This is a genomic window from Natrinema soli, assembly GCF_028618695.1.
On record NZ_JAQIVI010000210.1, the window covers coordinates 32,627 to 49,242 of the forward strand.

Annotated in this window: 25 protein-coding genes; 18 read left to right on the forward strand and 7 right to left on the reverse strand. The window is 57.6% G+C overall.

Annotation, left to right across the window (positions count from 1 at the left end; translation table 11 throughout):
- The first annotated feature begins 26 nt into the window (after window positions 1-26).
- Window positions 27-1,550 (forward strand): hypothetical protein, encoded by a 1,524-nt coding sequence (locus PGX04_RS13700; RefSeq protein WP_273739018.1) that lies wholly within the window; start codon window positions 27-29, stop codon window positions 1,548-1,550.
- Window positions 1,551-1,710: 160 nt separating this feature from the next.
- On the opposite strand, the gene PGX04_RS13705 is transcribed toward PGX04_RS13700, so the two are convergent.
- On the reverse strand, window positions 1,711-2,028 hold the full coding sequence (locus tag PGX04_RS13705; RefSeq protein WP_273739019.1) for a hypothetical protein: 318 nt from the start codon (window positions 2,026-2,028) through the stop codon (window positions 1,711-1,713).
- Between the two features lie 319 nt (window positions 2,029-2,347).
- Here PGX04_RS13705 and PGX04_RS13710 point away from each other — a divergent pair, with 319 nt between their 5' ends.
- The 4 genes from PGX04_RS13710 to PGX04_RS13725 are packed head-to-tail and all read left to right on the forward strand — an operon-like array spanning window position 2,348 to window position 5,809.
- Window positions 2,348-3,043: a hypothetical protein gene (locus PGX04_RS13710; protein WP_273739021.1), complete on the forward strand. Its 696-nt coding sequence runs from the start codon at window positions 2,348-2,350 to the stop codon at window positions 3,041-3,043.
- Between the two features lies 1 nt (window position 3,044).
- Complete coding sequence (locus PGX04_RS13715; protein WP_273739022.1) at window positions 3,045-3,908, forward strand: serine/threonine protein kinase; 864 nt, start codon at window positions 3,045-3,047, stop codon at window positions 3,906-3,908.
- Window positions 3,901-5,106, forward strand: a complete 1,206-nt coding sequence (locus PGX04_RS13720; protein ID WP_273739023.1) for a hypothetical protein — start codon at window positions 3,901-3,903, stop codon at window positions 5,104-5,106. Before PGX04_RS13715 ends, PGX04_RS13720 begins: the two co-directional genes overlap by 8 nt.
- Window positions 5,107-5,122: 16 nt before the next feature.
- Window positions 5,123-5,809, forward strand: coding sequence for a metallophosphoesterase family protein (locus tag PGX04_RS13725; protein ID WP_273739024.1), 687 nt, complete (start codon window positions 5,123-5,125; stop codon window positions 5,807-5,809).
- 228 nt (window positions 5,810-6,037) lie between these two features.
- Here the strand turns inward: PGX04_RS13725 and PGX04_RS13730 are convergent, their stop codons facing one another.
- From PGX04_RS13730 to PGX04_RS13745, 4 genes are read right to left on the reverse strand one after another with little or no spacing between them, the layout of a single operon-like run.
- Window positions 6,038-6,229, reverse strand: coding sequence for a hypothetical protein (locus tag PGX04_RS13730; RefSeq protein WP_273739026.1), 192 nt, complete (start codon window positions 6,227-6,229; stop codon window positions 6,038-6,040).
- Window positions 6,226-6,453, reverse strand: coding sequence for a hypothetical protein (locus PGX04_RS13735; RefSeq protein WP_273739027.1), 228 nt, complete (start codon window positions 6,451-6,453; stop codon window positions 6,226-6,228). The genes PGX04_RS13730 and PGX04_RS13735 overlap by 4 nt, the downstream gene beginning before the upstream one ends.
- Complete coding sequence (locus PGX04_RS13740) at window positions 6,450-7,055, reverse strand: hypothetical protein (RefSeq protein WP_273739028.1); 606 nt, start codon at window positions 7,053-7,055, stop codon at window positions 6,450-6,452. The genes PGX04_RS13735 and PGX04_RS13740 overlap by 4 nt, the downstream gene beginning before the upstream one ends.
- On the reverse strand, window positions 7,045-7,389 hold the full coding sequence (locus PGX04_RS13745) for a hypothetical protein (RefSeq protein ID WP_273739029.1): 345 nt from the start codon (window positions 7,387-7,389) through the stop codon (window positions 7,045-7,047). Before PGX04_RS13745 ends, PGX04_RS13740 begins: the two co-directional genes overlap by 11 nt.
- Window positions 7,390-7,623: 234 nt before the next feature.
- Here PGX04_RS13745 and PGX04_RS13750 point away from each other — a divergent pair, with 234 nt between their 5' ends.
- The 5 genes from PGX04_RS13750 (at window position 7,624) to PGX04_RS13770 (ending at window position 9,594) form a co-directional block, all read left to right on the forward strand.
- On the forward strand, window positions 7,624-7,926 hold the full coding sequence (locus tag PGX04_RS13750; RefSeq protein ID WP_273739030.1) for a hypothetical protein: 303 nt from the start codon (window positions 7,624-7,626) through the stop codon (window positions 7,924-7,926).
- Window positions 7,927-8,391, forward strand: a complete 465-nt coding sequence (locus PGX04_RS13755) for a hypothetical protein (protein WP_273739031.1) — start codon at window positions 7,927-7,929, stop codon at window positions 8,389-8,391.
- Window positions 8,391-8,738: a hypothetical protein gene (locus PGX04_RS13760; protein ID WP_273739033.1), complete on the forward strand. Its 348-nt coding sequence runs from the start codon at window positions 8,391-8,393 to the stop codon at window positions 8,736-8,738. Before PGX04_RS13755 ends, PGX04_RS13760 begins: the two co-directional genes overlap by 1 nt.
- Window positions 8,735-8,962, forward strand: a complete 228-nt coding sequence (locus tag PGX04_RS13765; protein WP_273739034.1) for a hypothetical protein — start codon at window positions 8,735-8,737, stop codon at window positions 8,960-8,962. Before PGX04_RS13760 ends, PGX04_RS13765 begins: the two co-directional genes overlap by 4 nt.
- Before the next feature lie 161 nt (window positions 8,963-9,123).
- Window positions 9,124-9,594, forward strand: a complete 471-nt coding sequence (locus tag PGX04_RS13770; RefSeq protein ID WP_273739035.1) for an FxLYD domain-containing protein — start codon at window positions 9,124-9,126, stop codon at window positions 9,592-9,594.
- 421 nt (window positions 9,595-10,015) lie between these two features.
- On the opposite strand, the gene PGX04_RS13775 is transcribed toward PGX04_RS13770, so the two are convergent.
- Complete coding sequence (locus PGX04_RS13775) at window positions 10,016-10,759, reverse strand: lamin tail domain-containing protein (RefSeq protein WP_273739036.1); 744 nt, start codon at window positions 10,757-10,759, stop codon at window positions 10,016-10,018.
- 246 nt (window positions 10,760-11,005) lie between these two features.
- Here PGX04_RS13775 and PGX04_RS13780 point away from each other — a divergent pair, with 246 nt between their 5' ends.
- Window positions 11,006-12,076, forward strand: coding sequence for a Cdc6/Cdc18 family protein (locus PGX04_RS13780; RefSeq protein WP_273739037.1), 1,071 nt, complete (start codon window positions 11,006-11,008; stop codon window positions 12,074-12,076).
- Here the strand turns inward: PGX04_RS13780 and PGX04_RS13785 are convergent.
- The gene (locus tag PGX04_RS13785) at window positions 12,073-12,297 is read right to left on the reverse strand and encodes a CopG family ribbon-helix-helix protein (RefSeq protein ID WP_273739038.1); all 225 of its coding nucleotides are present in this window, start codon (window positions 12,295-12,297) and stop codon (window positions 12,073-12,075) included. The genes PGX04_RS13780 and PGX04_RS13785 overlap by 4 nt on opposite strands.
- A gap of 646 nt (window positions 12,298-12,943) precedes the next feature.
- Here PGX04_RS13785 and PGX04_RS13790 point away from each other — a divergent pair.
- The 7 genes from PGX04_RS13790 to PGX04_RS13820 are packed head-to-tail and all read left to right on the forward strand — an operon-like array spanning window position 12,944 to window position 16,495.
- Window positions 12,944-13,315 carry a PadR family transcriptional regulator gene (locus PGX04_RS13790; RefSeq protein WP_273739039.1) on the forward strand — a complete coding sequence of 124 codons (372 nt, stop codon included), beginning with the start codon at window positions 12,944-12,946 and terminating at the stop codon, window positions 13,313-13,315.
- Window positions 13,312-13,800 (forward strand): hypothetical protein, encoded by a 489-nt coding sequence (locus PGX04_RS13795; RefSeq protein ID WP_273739040.1) that lies wholly within the window; start codon window positions 13,312-13,314, stop codon window positions 13,798-13,800. The genes PGX04_RS13790 and PGX04_RS13795 overlap by 4 nt, the downstream gene beginning before the upstream one ends.
- Window positions 13,797-14,540 carry a hypothetical protein gene (locus PGX04_RS13800; protein WP_273739041.1) on the forward strand — a complete coding sequence of 248 codons (744 nt, stop codon included), beginning with the start codon at window positions 13,797-13,799 and terminating at the stop codon, window positions 14,538-14,540. Before PGX04_RS13795 ends, PGX04_RS13800 begins: the two co-directional genes overlap by 4 nt.
- Entirely contained in the window at window positions 14,537-14,899 is a 363-nt protein-coding gene (locus PGX04_RS13805) for a hypothetical protein (RefSeq protein WP_273739042.1), read from the forward strand. The genes PGX04_RS13800 and PGX04_RS13805 overlap by 4 nt, the downstream gene beginning before the upstream one ends.
- Window positions 14,896-15,042, forward strand: coding sequence for a hypothetical protein (locus PGX04_RS13810; RefSeq protein WP_273739043.1), 147 nt, complete (start codon window positions 14,896-14,898; stop codon window positions 15,040-15,042). Before PGX04_RS13805 ends, PGX04_RS13810 begins: the two co-directional genes overlap by 4 nt.
- 53 nt (window positions 15,043-15,095) lie before the next feature.
- A complete protein-coding gene (locus PGX04_RS13815) occupies window positions 15,096-16,124 on the forward strand; it encodes a hypothetical protein (RefSeq protein ID WP_273739044.1) in 1,029 nt (342 codons plus the stop codon).
- Window positions 16,121-16,495: a hypothetical protein gene (locus PGX04_RS13820; RefSeq protein WP_273739045.1), complete on the forward strand. Its 375-nt coding sequence runs from the start codon at window positions 16,121-16,123 to the stop codon at window positions 16,493-16,495. Before PGX04_RS13815 ends, PGX04_RS13820 begins: the two co-directional genes overlap by 4 nt.
- The last annotated feature ends 121 nt before the right edge of the window (window positions 16,496-16,616 follow it).

The following is a 16,616-nucleotide window of genomic DNA, read 5'->3' on the forward strand; positions in this document are numbered from 1 at the left end:
AGAGTATCTCGGTGCGACTCTCGGCGATGACGAGGTCGGCCCGATGGGTATCCCTCAAACGGGACGGCGAGCGGATCACTCGAGAGTTTATCGCCGGTACAATGCCTGGCGAGTGGGTCGCCCTCGACGCCGAGCTTGAGGCCGGCGAAACTGTCGAGATCGTCGCCGACGCCAGATTCAATACTGGCGACCAGATCGAAGAACGACGGTTCGCTCGAGGCCGGACATCGATTGAGTATCCCATCGAGAACGGCGAGATAACCGTCACGGGCGGCGTCTACGGCGACTCCGAAATCACATCGAACTACCGCTACTGTTTCGACCGAGTCCAGAGAGGGGATCACTCCAACCGTGAACGCGAGTTCGATCCGCTCTCAGATATCCCGGCGGACGTGACGGTTGTTGATGTCGTCGACGAGAGCGAGATCGACCATGAGGGAGACCTCTCCAAGGAGATCGAGCGGTATCTCGCTGCCCGGCCGGTCCACCATGCGTTCGTCGTTCCCGATGGTGCCCGCTGGAGTTCAACACTCGAGCTCCCCTCGGGGGACTTCGTGGCTCTGATCGGGGAAGATCCGGGGATGGTGCTCGATGTCGATCGGTCACTCGATCTTGCGTTCGACCTCGGCCATCGGAGGGGAACTCTCGACGAGGCGATTCTCCGGAATATCACGCTTGATATCCGCGGCGAGGATGAGCGCGGAGAGATCGACACCGGGTTCGTGATGGCGCACATTCGGAGGTTCGCGGCGTTCGACAACCTCGAGTTAGTCGGCCAGCGAGCGCGGTATCAAGATTTCGGCGGCGGGCTCGAGCGCGTGGGTAATCGCTTTACCTTCTTGGTCCAGATGGTCGGTGACGGCAGCGGGGTTGCGAGTGTCGATAACCTCCGGATGCTCGACGGGGATACGGAGACTCGAAAGCATCAGGTTGGTCACGCGATCGCCACGAGCGCGGACCCGGCGCACCTTGGACGGACAGTCTGGAGTAACTGCGATCTCCGCAACTGGGTCGACAACGGCTACTACGTCAAAAACTCGCCCGGCCCGAACGAGTTGGTCAACGCTTCAGGAGAAAATAACGCGGGCAGTACGATCCGGCTTGGGGCTCGTGATAGTGTGGAGGGCGCGACGGTCAGATTCGATGAGATGACCGACCGGAAACCCGCGTGCGGGCTCTGGATGCAGTCCGGGATGCCGATAGCAACCGACGTCCAGATCGATGCACCCTGTGGGAATCACGAACTCATCCGTATCTCGACGGGCTGTGAGAAAGCAATCCTCAAGAATTTCGAAGTCTTCGCAGGGGAGCGAAACGCGCATCACACACTGCGAGTCTCTGGGTCTGGTGATCCGGGTGATATCGAGATTGAAGATTTCGAGATTACCGATCAGTCGCCCAACGGGACGCTATCGGACTTCGACTCGAGTGTGCTGTGCTCGCGACCGATGACGCTTCGGGATGGAACAATCGACGTGTCGGGTTGTGAGCGCTCGGCGATCGGCGGGAAGAGTGAGCCCACGCTCGAGGACGTTGAGATTGTAGAGTAACTCGTTTTCGCGCCTTTCGAAGTGCATTCGCGCGCCGCGGGTTCAGGCGTGCGGACTCAAAATCCAGTGTCGGGCGGCAACGTCGAGTGGCAACGCCGTCACTCGTCCAAAGAATCAGTGGCCAGCTAAAATTACGTCAGGCGTGCGTCAGAAAGGGGAGTCAGTCGCGATCGGCTTCAGCTTCGAGCTCGTGTTCCTCGAGCATGTAGACGACGTCCTCCGTATGGAAATGGACGCGTCGGAACACGGTCCGGTCGCCGTCAGTATAGAGCCGTCCCTGCTTGAGCGTTTTCTCCTCGCGATCGTCGTCGGCGACGCCGCGCGAACGGAACACGTAGGCCTGTGCCGTCCCGTCAGCGAAGTGCGTTGCTCGGATCGACCACTCGTCACCCCAGCGCTTGCGAACCGCGGCGAAGCTGATCGTCGATACGACGTCGACGCCGCGCTGGAAGGCTGACGTCGACGATCCGACGGACATCCGCGACACGTTCTAGGTCGGTGACGCGAACATCCGCGTCCGCGTGACAACGGCAGCATCGAGCGGCGAAACAGCGACGGTCACGATCCAGGAGGCACACTAATGGTATACTCAGAAAGTTGAGACAGTGGCGTGAGAAGCCGGACGGGACGCTCAAGGGGCCAGCGTTAGAAGCAGGTGACTCCGTGATCGAATTTGCCAATCGAGTGGTCTAATTTCTTAACGCAATTCTTTTCTAGCCTCCTATAATGGGTTTAGATAGTCAATCACCTAACAGAGGCGCTGTTAGGGTCAAACCACTCAGCTCGGAGGTTATACCATGGGTTTCGAATCAGAGGCAAAAATGAAAACCGTCGCTAAGGAGGTATTGGACAGCAGCTTTACCGGTGGCCCAACAAAGGTTGTAGACGAATTCTCCTATGGTGCGGGCCGCACGGACCTCGTTCTCACCAAAGAGTCAGAAACATACCGCGATCACCGGCTCAACGTCCTCGGCATCAACAACCCGATTGAGCGTGACTCACACTTACGAGCCTTCCTGCTCCTCCACAGCCGCGACGAGATCTCTAAGGATTACTTCTACCGACTTGGAGCCATGGACGAACGGAAGAAGAAACCCGCGTTAAAATGGCTCATCTCAAAGGGGTTTGTTGAAGAGCTACCTGAGGAGAAGATCCGCACTGCCCCGCACCTGCGACGTCACATTACCCGTTCGTACTCCATTGAGTTGAAACTCAAAAACTGGAAGAAGGCCGTAAAACAAGCCTTCCGCTCGAAATCCTTCTCGGACTACCAGTACGTCGCCCTCGACGACGAATACATCATCCGGGCAATCGACAATATCGACGTATTCGAGGAATACGACGTCGGCCTCGTTTCCATTGACCAGGAGGAAGAGCAGTACTTTGTACACTACGACCCGGACCGGCAAACCCCCTATTCGCCATTGAACAAGTGGCGCCTGAATGAAACAACTATGTGGGACGACCTCCCTGTCTACGCTAGCTCAGATTAGTATGTCCGGCGAACTCACCATCGACCAAATCACCACCCACTTCGAGGACGTCGAAATCCTGCGTGAAATCGAGGGCGGTGCGAATAAACAAGTGTACGAGGCAAAGTACCAAGGACAGACAATAGCATTCAAAATCCTACCCATCGACAACAGACGGGCCGAAGGATACGCAAAGCGGGAGATCGAAACCATGCAAAAGATCGACTCTCCCATCCTGGTAGACCTCCTCGGTCACACTGCCACTGAAATCGATGGGACCTACGTGTTCGCCCTTCTCGAAGAATTCGTTCCCGGAAACACACTAAAAGGCGTTCTCGAAGAGAACGGCGGAGACCCTGATCTTGGCCTCGATGTCACTCGATCACTTCTCTCTGTCCTGCCGGCCTTTGACGAGGACGAAATCATCCACCGAGACATCAAGCCAGGGAACATCATGGTCCGCCCGGATGGTGAGATCACGCTACTCGATGTCGGCATCGCACGAATGCAGAACCGAACGAGCCTCACACCCACATTCGCCCCGCATGGGCCCGGGACCTACGCGTACTCCGCCCCAGAACAACTGAACAACGAAAAAGAGATTCAGGGTTGCCGAACAGATCTATTCGCAACGGGCATTGTGATGTTCGAATCCATTACCGGGGAACACCCCTTCGCGCCTGATGACATCGACATCACCATTCCCGACGCGATCCTGCAAGAAGAGCGAAAAGAACTGAACGGCTACCTCGAGGACCCGGACTTCGAAGCAGAACTCAACGAATTCTTCAAGAAAATGACCTCATTTGAGCCCTACGAACGATTCCGAAAAGCAGAGTTCGCACGCCAAGAATTCAACGACATCACAGGTGATGCCCATGTTTGAAGAACCCAACTTTCTCGTCCAGATCGGCCACAACGGCCACCTAATGGTCGAAGATCTACTCCAGAAAGGCTACGCAGATGGTGCAATCCTCAGCCCTGCCGACTACAGCAAAGGCGACAACGAAGGGATTTCGAACACCATCCACAACTACGACGGCACCGTACTATTCGACCCGCAGTTCTACATCCCACGATCGGACCGTCCAAAATTCACTCACTACGACTACCATCAAGAATTCGGGGGCGACGCCTTCGATACCGTAGCCGTCGGCTCAGAAAACGAAACACTCTGTCGTGAACTTGTCGACCTGCAAGACGATCTGGAGGTAGATGCCTACATAGCACCTGCACGGATACTGGATACGTTCTCCGACCAGAAAATCGAAGAATGGGTGGAGCTCACGGGAATATTCCTTCACATCGCTGAAGAAGAGGGGCGGAACATCCCGGTGTTCGCATCGCTCCCGGTCGATCAACAACCTCTAAATGACAAGAGCCAGCGAAGCAAACTTCTGAACAATGCCACACGACTGGACCCAGACGGGTTCTATGTGTCTACCGAATTCGAGACAGACAACAGATACCCGCTGACGGGTCCATCGAACGTGTATTCAGTTCTGGATCTGCTAAATAGCCTGAAGCAAAACCACTACGAGGTCGTCGTCGGCCACACCCATCAAGTCGCTCACCTTTACCTTGGAATCGGAGTAGATGCCTTCGCCTCCGGACACTACGTGAATCTCCGCGCGTTCGATACACGACGCTGGGACCCCGACAACGAGCAGGGCGGTGGCCGACAGGTCATCAAGTACTATTCAGACAAACTGCTGAACGAACTCCGAGTGGACCAAGACCTCGATCTGATGTATCAGAAGGACGGATTCGACCTCGAGACAGTCCGAACACCATCGGACTACGATGATCCGCTCTTCGAAGGTTCTGACCCACCATCTACTGTCGGCTGGGCGCTGCGCGACGCCTCGTGGGACCACTACATCTGGTCTTGCTACGATATCTCGCGGAAGTACCGCGAGAAATCGATCGACGAACGCTTGGCAACCGCAGAGCAAACAGTGGAAGACGCCGAGGAATTGTACGAGGAGATCGAAGATGAGTTCGGGATGCTCACCGAGCCGACAAAGCAAATCTATGGTGACTGGAAAGCCTCCCTGTCTACCATCAAGTCTGAGGTCCTGTAGCGAGTTGACATAGGAAATGAAAATAGGAGTTATCTCCGACATTCACGCCAACGCACCAGCTCTACGCGTCGTGTTAGATGGGTTAGTTGAAAGCGGAGTTGACCAAATACTCTGTGCTGGGGACGCGGTTGGTTACTACCCGTTTCCGAACGAGGTCGTCTCACTGCTCCAGAAGCACGATGTCCGGTCGATAATCGGAAATCACGATGCTGCCGTCCTTGATGAAACGCCTTCAGAATTTAGTATCAACGCCAAGCGCGCAGCTGATTGGACAAGACGACAACTGACACCCGAGAGCAAAGCATACCTCAAATCACTCCATCTGGCCTTCGAGGAAACTATCGACGATAGAGAGATTTACATGGTTCATGGCTCTCCTGACGACCCGCTGAACGAGTACATCTGGGAAGAGGAAGTTAACGAGCGAGCCCTCGATTTCTGGTTCGACGACCGTCCCGAATTGGTGATTCTTGGCCACACCCATCGACCGTTCGTGAAAGAGATCAGCTCGACAACGGTCCTAAACCCAGGAAGTGTGGGACAGCCTCGTGATAGGAATCCTCGATCCGCATTCGCTGTTGTCGATTTAGAGACGCTCGCAGTGAACCGGTACCGGGTCGATTATGACATCGATGCTGTAGCAGATAAGACTGGAGAATACCTTCCTCGGAAGCTTGCTGATCGATTGTACGAAGGTCGGTGAGCAGGAGGAGGGATAAGTAGTGAGGCCTTGGTAGTGGGTAGTTCTCCTGCTCGAATCCGGTGGCGCTGCGATCGCCTCCTCGTCCGCTGGGGGCAACCGTGCGGTCTCGACTGTATCGGCGGCAGTCTGGACGCCGCAGCGCTCGGCGATCGGCGGGAAGAGTGAGCCCACGTTCGAGGATGTCGAGATCGTGGAGTGGGGCCACAGTTCGATATAATGTTGCCTAGCTCAGTTCTCGGTGATGCAAACCGAATCGATGTACTCCGTGATCTTCCAGAGATCATCCTCGAGTTCCTCGTCGGTCCAGCCGTAGTGGCTCCCGAGTTCACCCACCAGTTCATCGACGATCTCGTCGTTGTGTTCCATCGCTCTGCTGAACGTCTTGAACTCCTCATCGTACTGTAGGCACGGGGTGCTCATTCCGACTCCTCCAGACTCTCTACCCGGCGTTCAAAGCCAACAGACCACGGCATCCCGTCACACTCAGACGGGACTGAACCGTTCTGGATAGCCTGCAACGCCTTTGCTATCTCATCATGCGCTTGCATATGGACCGTTTCGGCCGCTTCCTCTTCGCCCTCAACGGTGATACTAACCTCAACGTCAACTCCGTCTGCCGTGATTCCCTCCGTCTTGAGCTTCATTCCGACCCCTCCCGTTCAGTATCCGTGTGTAGGGAACGCTCGCGCTCGAGAGTTTGCTGCCACTCGTCTTTCGAGTGGACGGTGACGAGGTAGTCCCGATCGTTGTTCCCGATCTTCAACTCGACTTGGAGGTCAGCCGCTTTCTCGGCCATGTGCTCCGTGGGGTACTCGAACGTCTCGCGCGGACCGTCGTTGTAATCTCGGACGAGGACGTGCGGTTCCGTGCCGGCGCTATCGAGGACATCCAGTGCGTGGCCGAGGTTGTTCCGCGCGATCGATTGCAACGTACTAATATGGAACGACAGCGGTTCCGATTCACCATCCTGGTTGACCATCTCGTAGGTAACACTCCAGTAGCGGTCGTGGGTGCACTCGCGCGGCTGGAGCCATGTCGTGATGACGAACCGGTGGTCGCCGCGAACGACCTCGGCCTCGCCGCGATTGTCAACACCGTCGGTGTCCGGATCGTCATCCCACTCGAGGACTTTGAACCCCCAGTCATTCGGGAGTTCATTGATCTGGTTGAAGTCAAACCAGTGCGGAGCGCGTGGGTCGCGGCCACCTCTCGTCCGGTCAGTTCCGCTCGGGGACTCACCGTTCATCACGATCACGCTTCGAAATTGTTTCTTGGGCGCGCTCGAGTGCGCTGCGTGCCGCGTCGGGATCGCCGCGTTCGAACGCTGCTTCGATCTCGTCGAGTTCTTTGGCGACGGTTTCAAGATCGCCACCGGCCCGATCACAGACGTCGTCGACAAGCATCTCGTAGACCTCGGAGAAGCTCTCCTCGAGGACCTCGACATCGTCTCCGAACTGTTTTCGAACCCGATTCCGGACCAGCGACTGGACTTTGTAACGGTAGTTTGACGTGACATCAGCATCTCCAGCGATGATCTCGCGTTCGCGTTCGGTCATGAGCGCGCGTCCTTCTTCGGCCATTGGTTGGGGTGTTTGCGTTGCTGCCATAAATACCACATGTCGTAAGATAACAGCCACTGACTAAAATATTACTGCTAACCGTATACTCGAATAACAGTATATGCGGTTTAGGGTGTATACGATATACAGTAAGCATTAAGTGCCTGGCCGATAGACTATGAAGTAGAGGCCGAGAGACGCCAGGAAAACTCTGGCCGGTGCTTGAGACACCGACCTCGGTCTACGCTGAGACCAATGTCGATTACCACACCCCAAACCGAAAACGTTGCGGATGCGACTGACACTCTGTCGGCGAAGATCGGCTTCGTCGTCGGTGTCGACCAGGAGAACAGCGCACACGTTCATCACCCCGTGTCGGGCACGGTCGCGGTCCACGACGTCGGCCCGGACTACGAGGTCGGCGACTACATCAACTCCGAGCCCGAGCACGTCGAAGCGCTCGAGGGACGGCCGCTCGAGGGGTGGATGTCCTACGTCGCTACCGAGCGAGGATGGCTCGAGACGACCCACCGCGCACCGAATAGGGGCGAGATTTAGATGCCGATGGTCTGCGACTACGACCACGTCGCGCAGCGTGCAGAGCAACTCGAGCGCGAGGGTGCTCGCGAGATGCGAAAGCTGGCCGAAGCGAAGGCCACCGCTGGGCCAGAACACGTCACGCCTGTGGAGGGTGAGATTCTGGTCGCCGACGGCGGCCAGCAGGATCAGGGACCGATCAATGTTGGCGATCACGTCCAGGACGAGCAGGATCCCGACGCGACGATGGTTGTCGTCAACCTCGATACGCTCCAGGCCGACGCCTACGAGATCGAGGTGGGTGGTCCGACGATAGCCGACCTCAATCCAGAGTACCCGCCGAAGGACGACGTCGTCGAAGTCGTCTACCCGCAGCGGACCGATCTCAACCTCGAGGACAAGAAGACGTACGCGTTCCCGAAAGGGCGACTCGAGGTCGTCAGTAGCGTGCACGATCGAGACGGCGACGAGGAGGGTGAAGAGTGATGGCGGTCGCTCGAAGCGCGGAATCGGTCGACGTAATCGACGGGCCGGCTACAAAGGCTCTCACGGAATGTATGACCGTTATGGACTCTGTCGGCATTGTTCGTGACGTGAGCGGCATGTTCGAGGTGACGAGTGAGAGCGGGCGAGAGTATATCGTTGACCTCGAGGCTCCGACCGGCGCACGCTGTCTCTGTGACGACCACAAATATAGGCAGAGGGTCTGTAAGCATATCTATCGAGTTCAATTCGAAACGGGAGCTCGGAAGATTCCGGCGTGGGTCGACCCCGCCGACGTCGACGACGGGCTCGGCGAGTTCGTCGACGGCGAACCAAGGTGGTCGCGATGACCGACGCCCAGATCGCACTCCAGTACACGCCCGACTCGGGCGATCCGCGACGAGTCCGCCTCGAGCCTCGAGACAACTGCGGCTGCAAGTGGGACCGTCTCGTCGAGGAACGCCGCGACGGAGTCTGGGCAATCGTCGGTCACGAGATCGTCGCCGACGTCGGACTGGAGGCCCCCGCGGCCGTCGTCTCAGACCACGGCGTGACATCGTTCCGCGGGCCCTAGCGCAGAGGCCTCTTTCAGACTGGTAACACATGTCGCTGTCGGTGAAAATCGGCGAAATAATATATTGACCGTACGACAACCGATCGCGGTTCGGTCCACTTTGGACGCGTATCCCGTTTCATCACGGGCGAACCGAGTCCCACCATCGGTGGGGTTGCATTATGGAAGATCGAATCACACGACGTAAGGCGATCGCAGGTATCGGCGGACTGACTACCACGGCAGTACTCGCGGGCTGTACCTCGAGCGATGATGACGGCGACAGTGCGGGTAGCGACGACGGAAACGGCAACGGCAACGGCAACGGCAATGGCAACGGGAACGGCGACGGCAATGGGAACGGGAATGGAGACGATGGTGGGTCTGTCGAAATTCTCGAGCACGAAACCCAGGCCGCAGAGTTCGGAGATTCAATCAACATCGTCGGCGAAATCCAGAACAACACAGGAGAAGAACAGAGTTACATCGAGCTGACGGCCGTCTTGTACGACTCTGAAGGGACGCGCGTCGACGACTCGATGACTAACTTTAGCGACGTTCCAGACGGCGAAACGGTCGCCTTCGAACTCATGACGACTCTCAAAGAAGGCGAGTTCGACAACTACGAGCTCGAAACGTCGACCTCGCTGTGAACTAAGTCCCAACGGAGAGTTCGGAGCATCGGAAATCATCTCAGTTTCCGAAAACTCGTTTTTCGTGCCCGTTGGCGTCGCGATCGACGAAGATAAATCGCTGTTTTTCGGTGTCGAAGCTCGCGCCCACTCGGCCAGCACGCCGAGTGGGTGAGCGCAGGATGCTAATAACGGCCGATGAGCCCATGGATGTCGATGGGTCCACGGATATCAACTCAGTACGTTGGTATCCGTGACGGCCGCATAGTTGGATCCTATACCATGGCGCTTGAAGATATGGGTAACGTTCACAGTTACCGCAATCGACAACGTCGTGATCAGCGAATAGTCACCCTAGGCGCTGTTTCACGAACTCGTTTAATCGCTCTTCGAGTCGGCCGGCAACGATCTCACAAAAACGGAGTGGCGAGCAGCGTTGGCGCTAGCAGTTGTCGTCCGCTACCGTGTCCTCTTCTGTAGACTCCTCTGTACTTTCATCGCTGCCGTCAGCATCTTCAGTGTTATCAGCTGTGGAGTCGTCATCGTCTTCCTCGTCGGCCTCGTCGGAGTCCTCCTCGTCGGAGTTGTCCTCGTCAGCCTCGTCTTCGGGGTCCTCAGTGTCGTTGCCGGTTTCGTTACCGTCGTCGGTATCATTTCCACCTTCGCCGCCAGTAGCCTCATCGTCGCTCGTCGCGACGAGTTCCTCACTTGCGGTGAGAAGAGCAATCACGTCTGGGTCTTCGTTGTTGATCCGGCCGTTATCATAATCGTAGGTGACGTCGCTTTCGGCATCAGTATAGCCGGATGCGATGGTCAGTTTCCCACCGGCTGGAACAGTCGTCTCCTCAGGAAGGCTATCAGTCTGGTTTTTGTTGTCATTGTGTTCCCAGTCGATCACGTAGCCCGAGAGATCGACATCGGTATCTCCTGTATTTTCGAGAACGACAGTCTCGTTTTCGGCATTGATTTCGGCTATCACGATCGGTACCTCGTGCTCGTCGGCGAGTACCGTACCGAAGCCAACCGTTCCGGCGATTACAAATCCTGCCCCTGTGATGAAATTTCGTCTGTTTGTCGTCATAGACAGAATGTATATTATTCCATCAACATATATAATCATAGGTTTTGAATGATATATTACTGCAAATAGATATGCGTTATAGATGTGGCCGGCAGTAATAGCCATATGAAATACCATCTGTGCGATTGATTTCTGAAGTAGAGAGATCGGAAACGTCTCGCTTTACGAAAAAACTCGCTTTTCGCGTCCGTTGGCGTCGCGATCGGCGAGTAGCGCTTTCGGAAACCGTAATGGAAACGACAAACCATTCTCCTGATGGTTGTACTGGCGGATTTTCCTGATAAATCCTGTATCGGAACTATCGGAAACCGTGTTCCATCACTTATGTCGGAGAGTCGAGATTGTCAGGACATGATTGAATTTCCGTGGGTCTTCGACGATCAGTATCGGACCGATATCCTCCATCGGCATGACGAACTCAACTCGCTCTCGCGGTTGCTCGAGCCCGCAACGGTCGGCCGGCGTGCTGAGGACATCCTGATTCATGGATCCTCTGGCGTGGGCAAGACCGCGACTGCTCGTCGGATGGTGGACGAACTCCGCACCGGAGGCGCGGTTAGTTCGGCGCTGGTCGAGTGCTCGGGCAAAACGGGGAACGAAATCCTCCACGAGGCGATCGAGAAGTTCCCCGCCGGGACAGTCATCCACCGGAATCAGCCCCGTGAAGAGCTGGTCGAAACGCTCGAGCGGATCGTCGACGACCCGTTTATCGTCGTCCTCGACGAGGCCGATGTTATCCCCGACCTGGACGTCCTCGAGGATCTGTTTGCGGTCGATCTCGTCTCGGTCATCGCGATCACCCACCAGGATGTCAAGTGGCTCAACCGCGTCGATCGCAATCTCCGGTCGCGCTTCCGTGGCGATAACCAGATCGAGTTTCGGAAGTACACCGTCGGGGAGCTGGTCGATATCCTCGAGCCCCGCGTCGAACACGGCCTCACCGGTGACCCCACCCAGGATGGGCACCTCGAGTGGATCGCCGACGAGACCAACGGCGTCGCACGGTGGGCGATTAAGTCCGTGCTCTCCGCTGCGGAGTTGGCCCTCGAGCGCGGGCATGACCACTTCCACGATGAGGACATCGACGACTCGTTCGAACACGCGATGCAGAAGATCAGGAAGGCGAACCTGCGGTCGCTGCCGCTGCCCCACCAGCGGCTGTACGAAATCGTGCGCGCGATCGGGCCGATCTCCGGTGGCGAGATGCGCGAAATATACGGCGAGCAAAAAGAGGCGATCTTCGAAGGTCGCGGTCACGATCCAGTGAGCTGGCGGCAGGCGTGGAACTACCTCGACAAAATAGCGGACTACAATTTGATCAAGATGCCCGGTGAGACGAAGGCGACGGTCTACGAGGCTGTGGATCCAGAGTTAGAAGCGCCTGTTGAGTTTGAAGTAAGAGAGACTGCAGAACTGGATTAGTCAGCTGTCGCCGGTGCCGTCGCCGTTTTCCCGTTTCCCTCTACGAATTGCTCGTATCGTTCCAAGTATTCCTCATTCTCCTCAACGTAGTCGCGCATGAGTTCTTGGATGACTGGACTTCGGTTGTCAGATTCCAGCTCGCCCAGCATCTCTTTTACGTCAACAATCCTATCAAAATCCTCCAACAGATCGTCGGGAATACTTATACTTGGGTTTGCCATGCTGCTACATTGCTATTGTGGCATAATAAAACCCTAGCAGCCATTAAAGCATGAGAATATCACGGCAACAGCTACGTTAGCAAGAACTAAGTGTAGCTATTGCTATTATGCTATTGGATGGGCAATCCGAGTATCAGTATCCCTGACCCGCTCCTCGGTGACGTGGACGCAATCGCCCACGCGAGAAGTGGTCCGGGAGAAAAAGTTAGCCGGTCCGAAGTAGTCCGCGATGCCCTCGAGAATTATGTCGCCGAGCACGGGGAGGAGGTGGTCAGGGGAAACGCGGATAGCGAGGACTCGATCGACGGAGCAACGGCTCAGAACTAAACTGAAGTGAGCCGGGTGTCACCAGCACCCGACTCGAGAACGACCTGATATCGCATGATCATAGACGCGGCACGCGGACATAGTAAACCGACGGCTACACCGGCCAGTAATCCCGGTAGTAGCCGACTACTCCGCAACTCGGTTATTTCGAAATGCCGCGTGTCACTTTTAGTGTGTATCGGGTTCAACAGAGAATCAGCCACTCGCGGCCACCGCCGAGGACGCCCCAACCTTCCAAGAAACGGCGTCCTCGGCTGTCCGCGGGTTACAGACGACAACCATTCCGGGGCAGGAATCCCGCCCCGGCACATCCGTAACCATGTACGCAGACTCAAACGACACAGATAAGCGCAACGCCACGTCGAAGAACACCAGAAACTCCCGGAACGGGGACATTCAGTCCATCGCGGCCGACCTGACAAAGTTTCAGGTTCGGATCCTCGCGATCCTCGCAGCTGACGATCGGTACGGTCTGGCAGTCAAAGAAGAGCTTTCAGAATACTACGGTGAGGAAATTAATCATGGCCGCCTCTACCCAAATCTTGATGATTTGGTCGGTCAGGAACTCGTCGACAAGTCCGAACTCGACAAGCGGACCAACAACTACGCCATCTCGCCGAAAGGAAAGGCTGCTCTCGAGTATGAAATGGAGTGGCTCGAGGAGCAGATCACCGAGGGCGATGGTGAATGAACGCCGACGAAGCCCACGCGCTCGGGGACGTCCTCGAGTCGATTGACAATGCTGGCGGCGATGTCCGTGATGTTGACCTCGGCCGACAACTCGAGCCGGCTCAATCGGCGCTGGCTGCCTCGCTTCTGTCGGGTACGCGGGCGACCGAGACCGTGGCCACGCTCAAGGTCGTCCTCGACACCGACTCGGGCGAAGTTACGGACGAGGATGTCGAGCGTAACTTGTCCGACGCCACGGGGATCGAGATCGACGATAGCGTCGAGACGAACGACGGAAGTGACGAGGCGGTCGCCCACGACCTGATCGAGACGATGATGGAGCGGGCGTTCGCCGTCGACGGCGATCCCAGCGAGGATCGTCCCCGATCGTTCGAGCACGCTATCCGGCTGCTCGTCCCGACCGAGTACAGCGGCCACATCACCGAAGCGTACGAGCAGGCGATGGGTGATTCCGAGGCGGAGAACGACGGGGGTGAGCCGGAATGATCGACGGCAAACTCGCGTTCCTAACCGAAACCGTCGACAACCCACTCGAGAACTATCACGACACGCACCGCTCGCTCCACGTCGAGTCAGCGGTCAGCTACCTCAATGACGAGCTCACTGTCCAGCGCGGGCAGGTCGCCGGCCGCGTTCCGAAAGAAGAGGAGATCGTCAACAGAGATGGCCATGAGATCGAGGTCGAGCGCGAAACGCGAACCCGAACGGTCGCCTCCGACTGGATCGCTGACGTCACCGGCGGCGGGTGGATCGTCGCCGAGCGCACGCACTCGGCCCGCGACCAGGACGACCATCTGAAGGTCGACTGGCCGTTCACGGAGTTCGTCAAGCGCACCGGCGTCGAGATCGATCGCGTCGGACTGTCGCCCGCAGAGTTCGTGCGCAATCAGCGCGATGCCGATCGCGACTACACAATCGAGATGGCGTCGCGAGAGTTCAACGGTGACGACATCTCAATCCAGTGGGGCCAGGGTGCAATGCAGAAGGACGCGATCAAGTCCGACGTCGGCGTCGCGCTGACGACGCTCTGGAACGGCGAGTTCGTCCGCCTCGTTGTCTATGGCTCCGGATACTTCTCGATCTGGGAACCCGAGGAGATGGCGATCGAGCAGTTCGCGCGGTTCGTCGACGAAGAGATCGTCCCGGTCGCGTACGTCCTCGAGGACGACCAGGAGGAAGACGAGGCCGAACAGCAGACGCTCGAGTCCGAGCGGGTGGAAGCATGAGCGCCGACGAAAAGACGCTCGACAAGGGCGTCCCGATCGAGCCGACTGGCGAGGACTGCCCGGTCTGTCCCGACGGCAAACTCGTCAAACCCCGCAGTGAGGTGCCCCAGTGTCCGAACTGCCTGTACGTCAACAATCCGCTCTACCTGGACAACGAGCTCGTCGACTTCGAGTTGACCCACCGGCAGGGACGCCGTCTCCTGCGAACGTTCGGGTATGATCACCACGGTACCCCTGGCGATATCGGAACGCGACTTCGACGGTTCTGCCACGAGCAGGACATCAGCAGAGACTACCTCAACGACCTGCTCGCGGACCTTCGTGGAACCAGCGGCTACGAGCGTGGTGATTCGACATGAGCGCCGAAGAGTTTCGCACGACGCTCAACACCGCCCTCTCCTCGGCAATCGCCGGCAACGCTGACTTGGGCGAAGTTGATCAGGCTCTCGAAGACGCACGCGGGCGTATCGACGAAATTCGGACGGCTCGAGGTGAAGCCTGATGTCCTCATGTCCCACCTGCGGCAACCGGGACTATCTGTGTCAGCAGTGCAAGATGGACGAACTTGAGGATCGGCTCGGACTCCCAGAGGATCACTTTGACGCCGACGTGGGGATCGTCTGCTGGGTCCAGGATCTCAACGGTGACTGGCACGCCTCAATGTACTTCGAAGGCACACGCCACGCCGCTGCCTGCGGCGAGTGTTTCGAGACACCGGTCGCCGACGTCCGCGACGACCCGCGGCGACTCGCGGACACCCACATCTGCGACGACTGCAAGGTTGACCTCGAGGCCGATGATGACGAGACCGCCCCCGACGGCGGCGAGTTCGCACCGGCGAGCGAGCTGCGGGCCGACGGTGGTGAGGTCGATGTCTACCAGTGGGTGCTCGAAAACGTTCGCGAGTTCCCCGCAGGGATCGATTCCCGCTGGGGCTCTTGTGGAAACCTTGTCCACCAGGGACGGAAACTTGACAGCGTCGAGAAGGACGACGTCCAGGCAGCAATCGCCCGCGCGGTCGACAATGAGGACCTCCTCTCATGGCACGGGCTGCTGGCTCGAGCCGAGATCGACCGGCTTCGGGAGATCGTCCACGTCGAGCACGAAGAGCACGGTATCACTCGACAGATCCTCGTCGGGAAGTGTAACAAGCTCATCGCGGCGAAGAAGCAGGAGCAGGCCGGCGAAGCCGAATCCGAGCCCGAAGTCGCGACCGACGGGGGCGTTGATCAGTCCTCAGACGGGACTGGTCAGGTTGAATTCCACTCGACCTTCACGAGTTCGGCTACGAAAATGACTAGATTTCCCAGAAAGAGCAGGGCAAGTGCGACGAAGATCAGGGCTTCTCCCTGCCCGACCAGATCAGTCTCTATTAGACCGATTGTCCACCCGATAAGTAAGCCTGCGAGGACAGTAGCTGTGAGACCCAAACCCACAAGACGGCGCTCACTCCCGACCATGTCACTATTTTGTGATTTGCGCGGGATAAGCACCCAGCCTGAGGTCGCCAGCCTGTACTTTGTCCGCCGAAGTGATCTGGTCTCAGAACGGCGGTCACTACAGCTGGGAGGTGATCAGCTGTGACGGGCGGCTCGTGCCGAACCCACTGCGACGACTGCGAGGCCGAGGTCCGTGTGTCGGCGCGGTACTGTCCCGACTGCGGGGCACGCCAGGACTGGTTCACCGACGATGAGGTGCCCGACAGCAACCTTGAGGTCGTCGATCGCGTCGACGATGTCTGCTCCGAGCTCGAGGCGCTCTGCGACGAGGTCGACAATCCGGACGTCCAGGCGGCGCTGCGCTCTGCGATCGGCAACGTCTGGCGGGCATCGGTCCTTCAGCGCGTCGACAAGAACAGCGTCATCCGGATGGTCGCCGGCACGGGACGCGGGAGCACGTCTGTCCGCGGGCCTGTGATAGACGTTTACACACGCGAGCGGGGTGAGTCGCGATGAACTCCGACAAATCCTCGAGCGGAACTGATCACTGGGCCCTTTGGAATTCACTATTCCCACAGGGACAGTTCTGCGTTCCTATCGGACGAATTTGGCCCGATAGGAGGACCTTTGCGGCGTA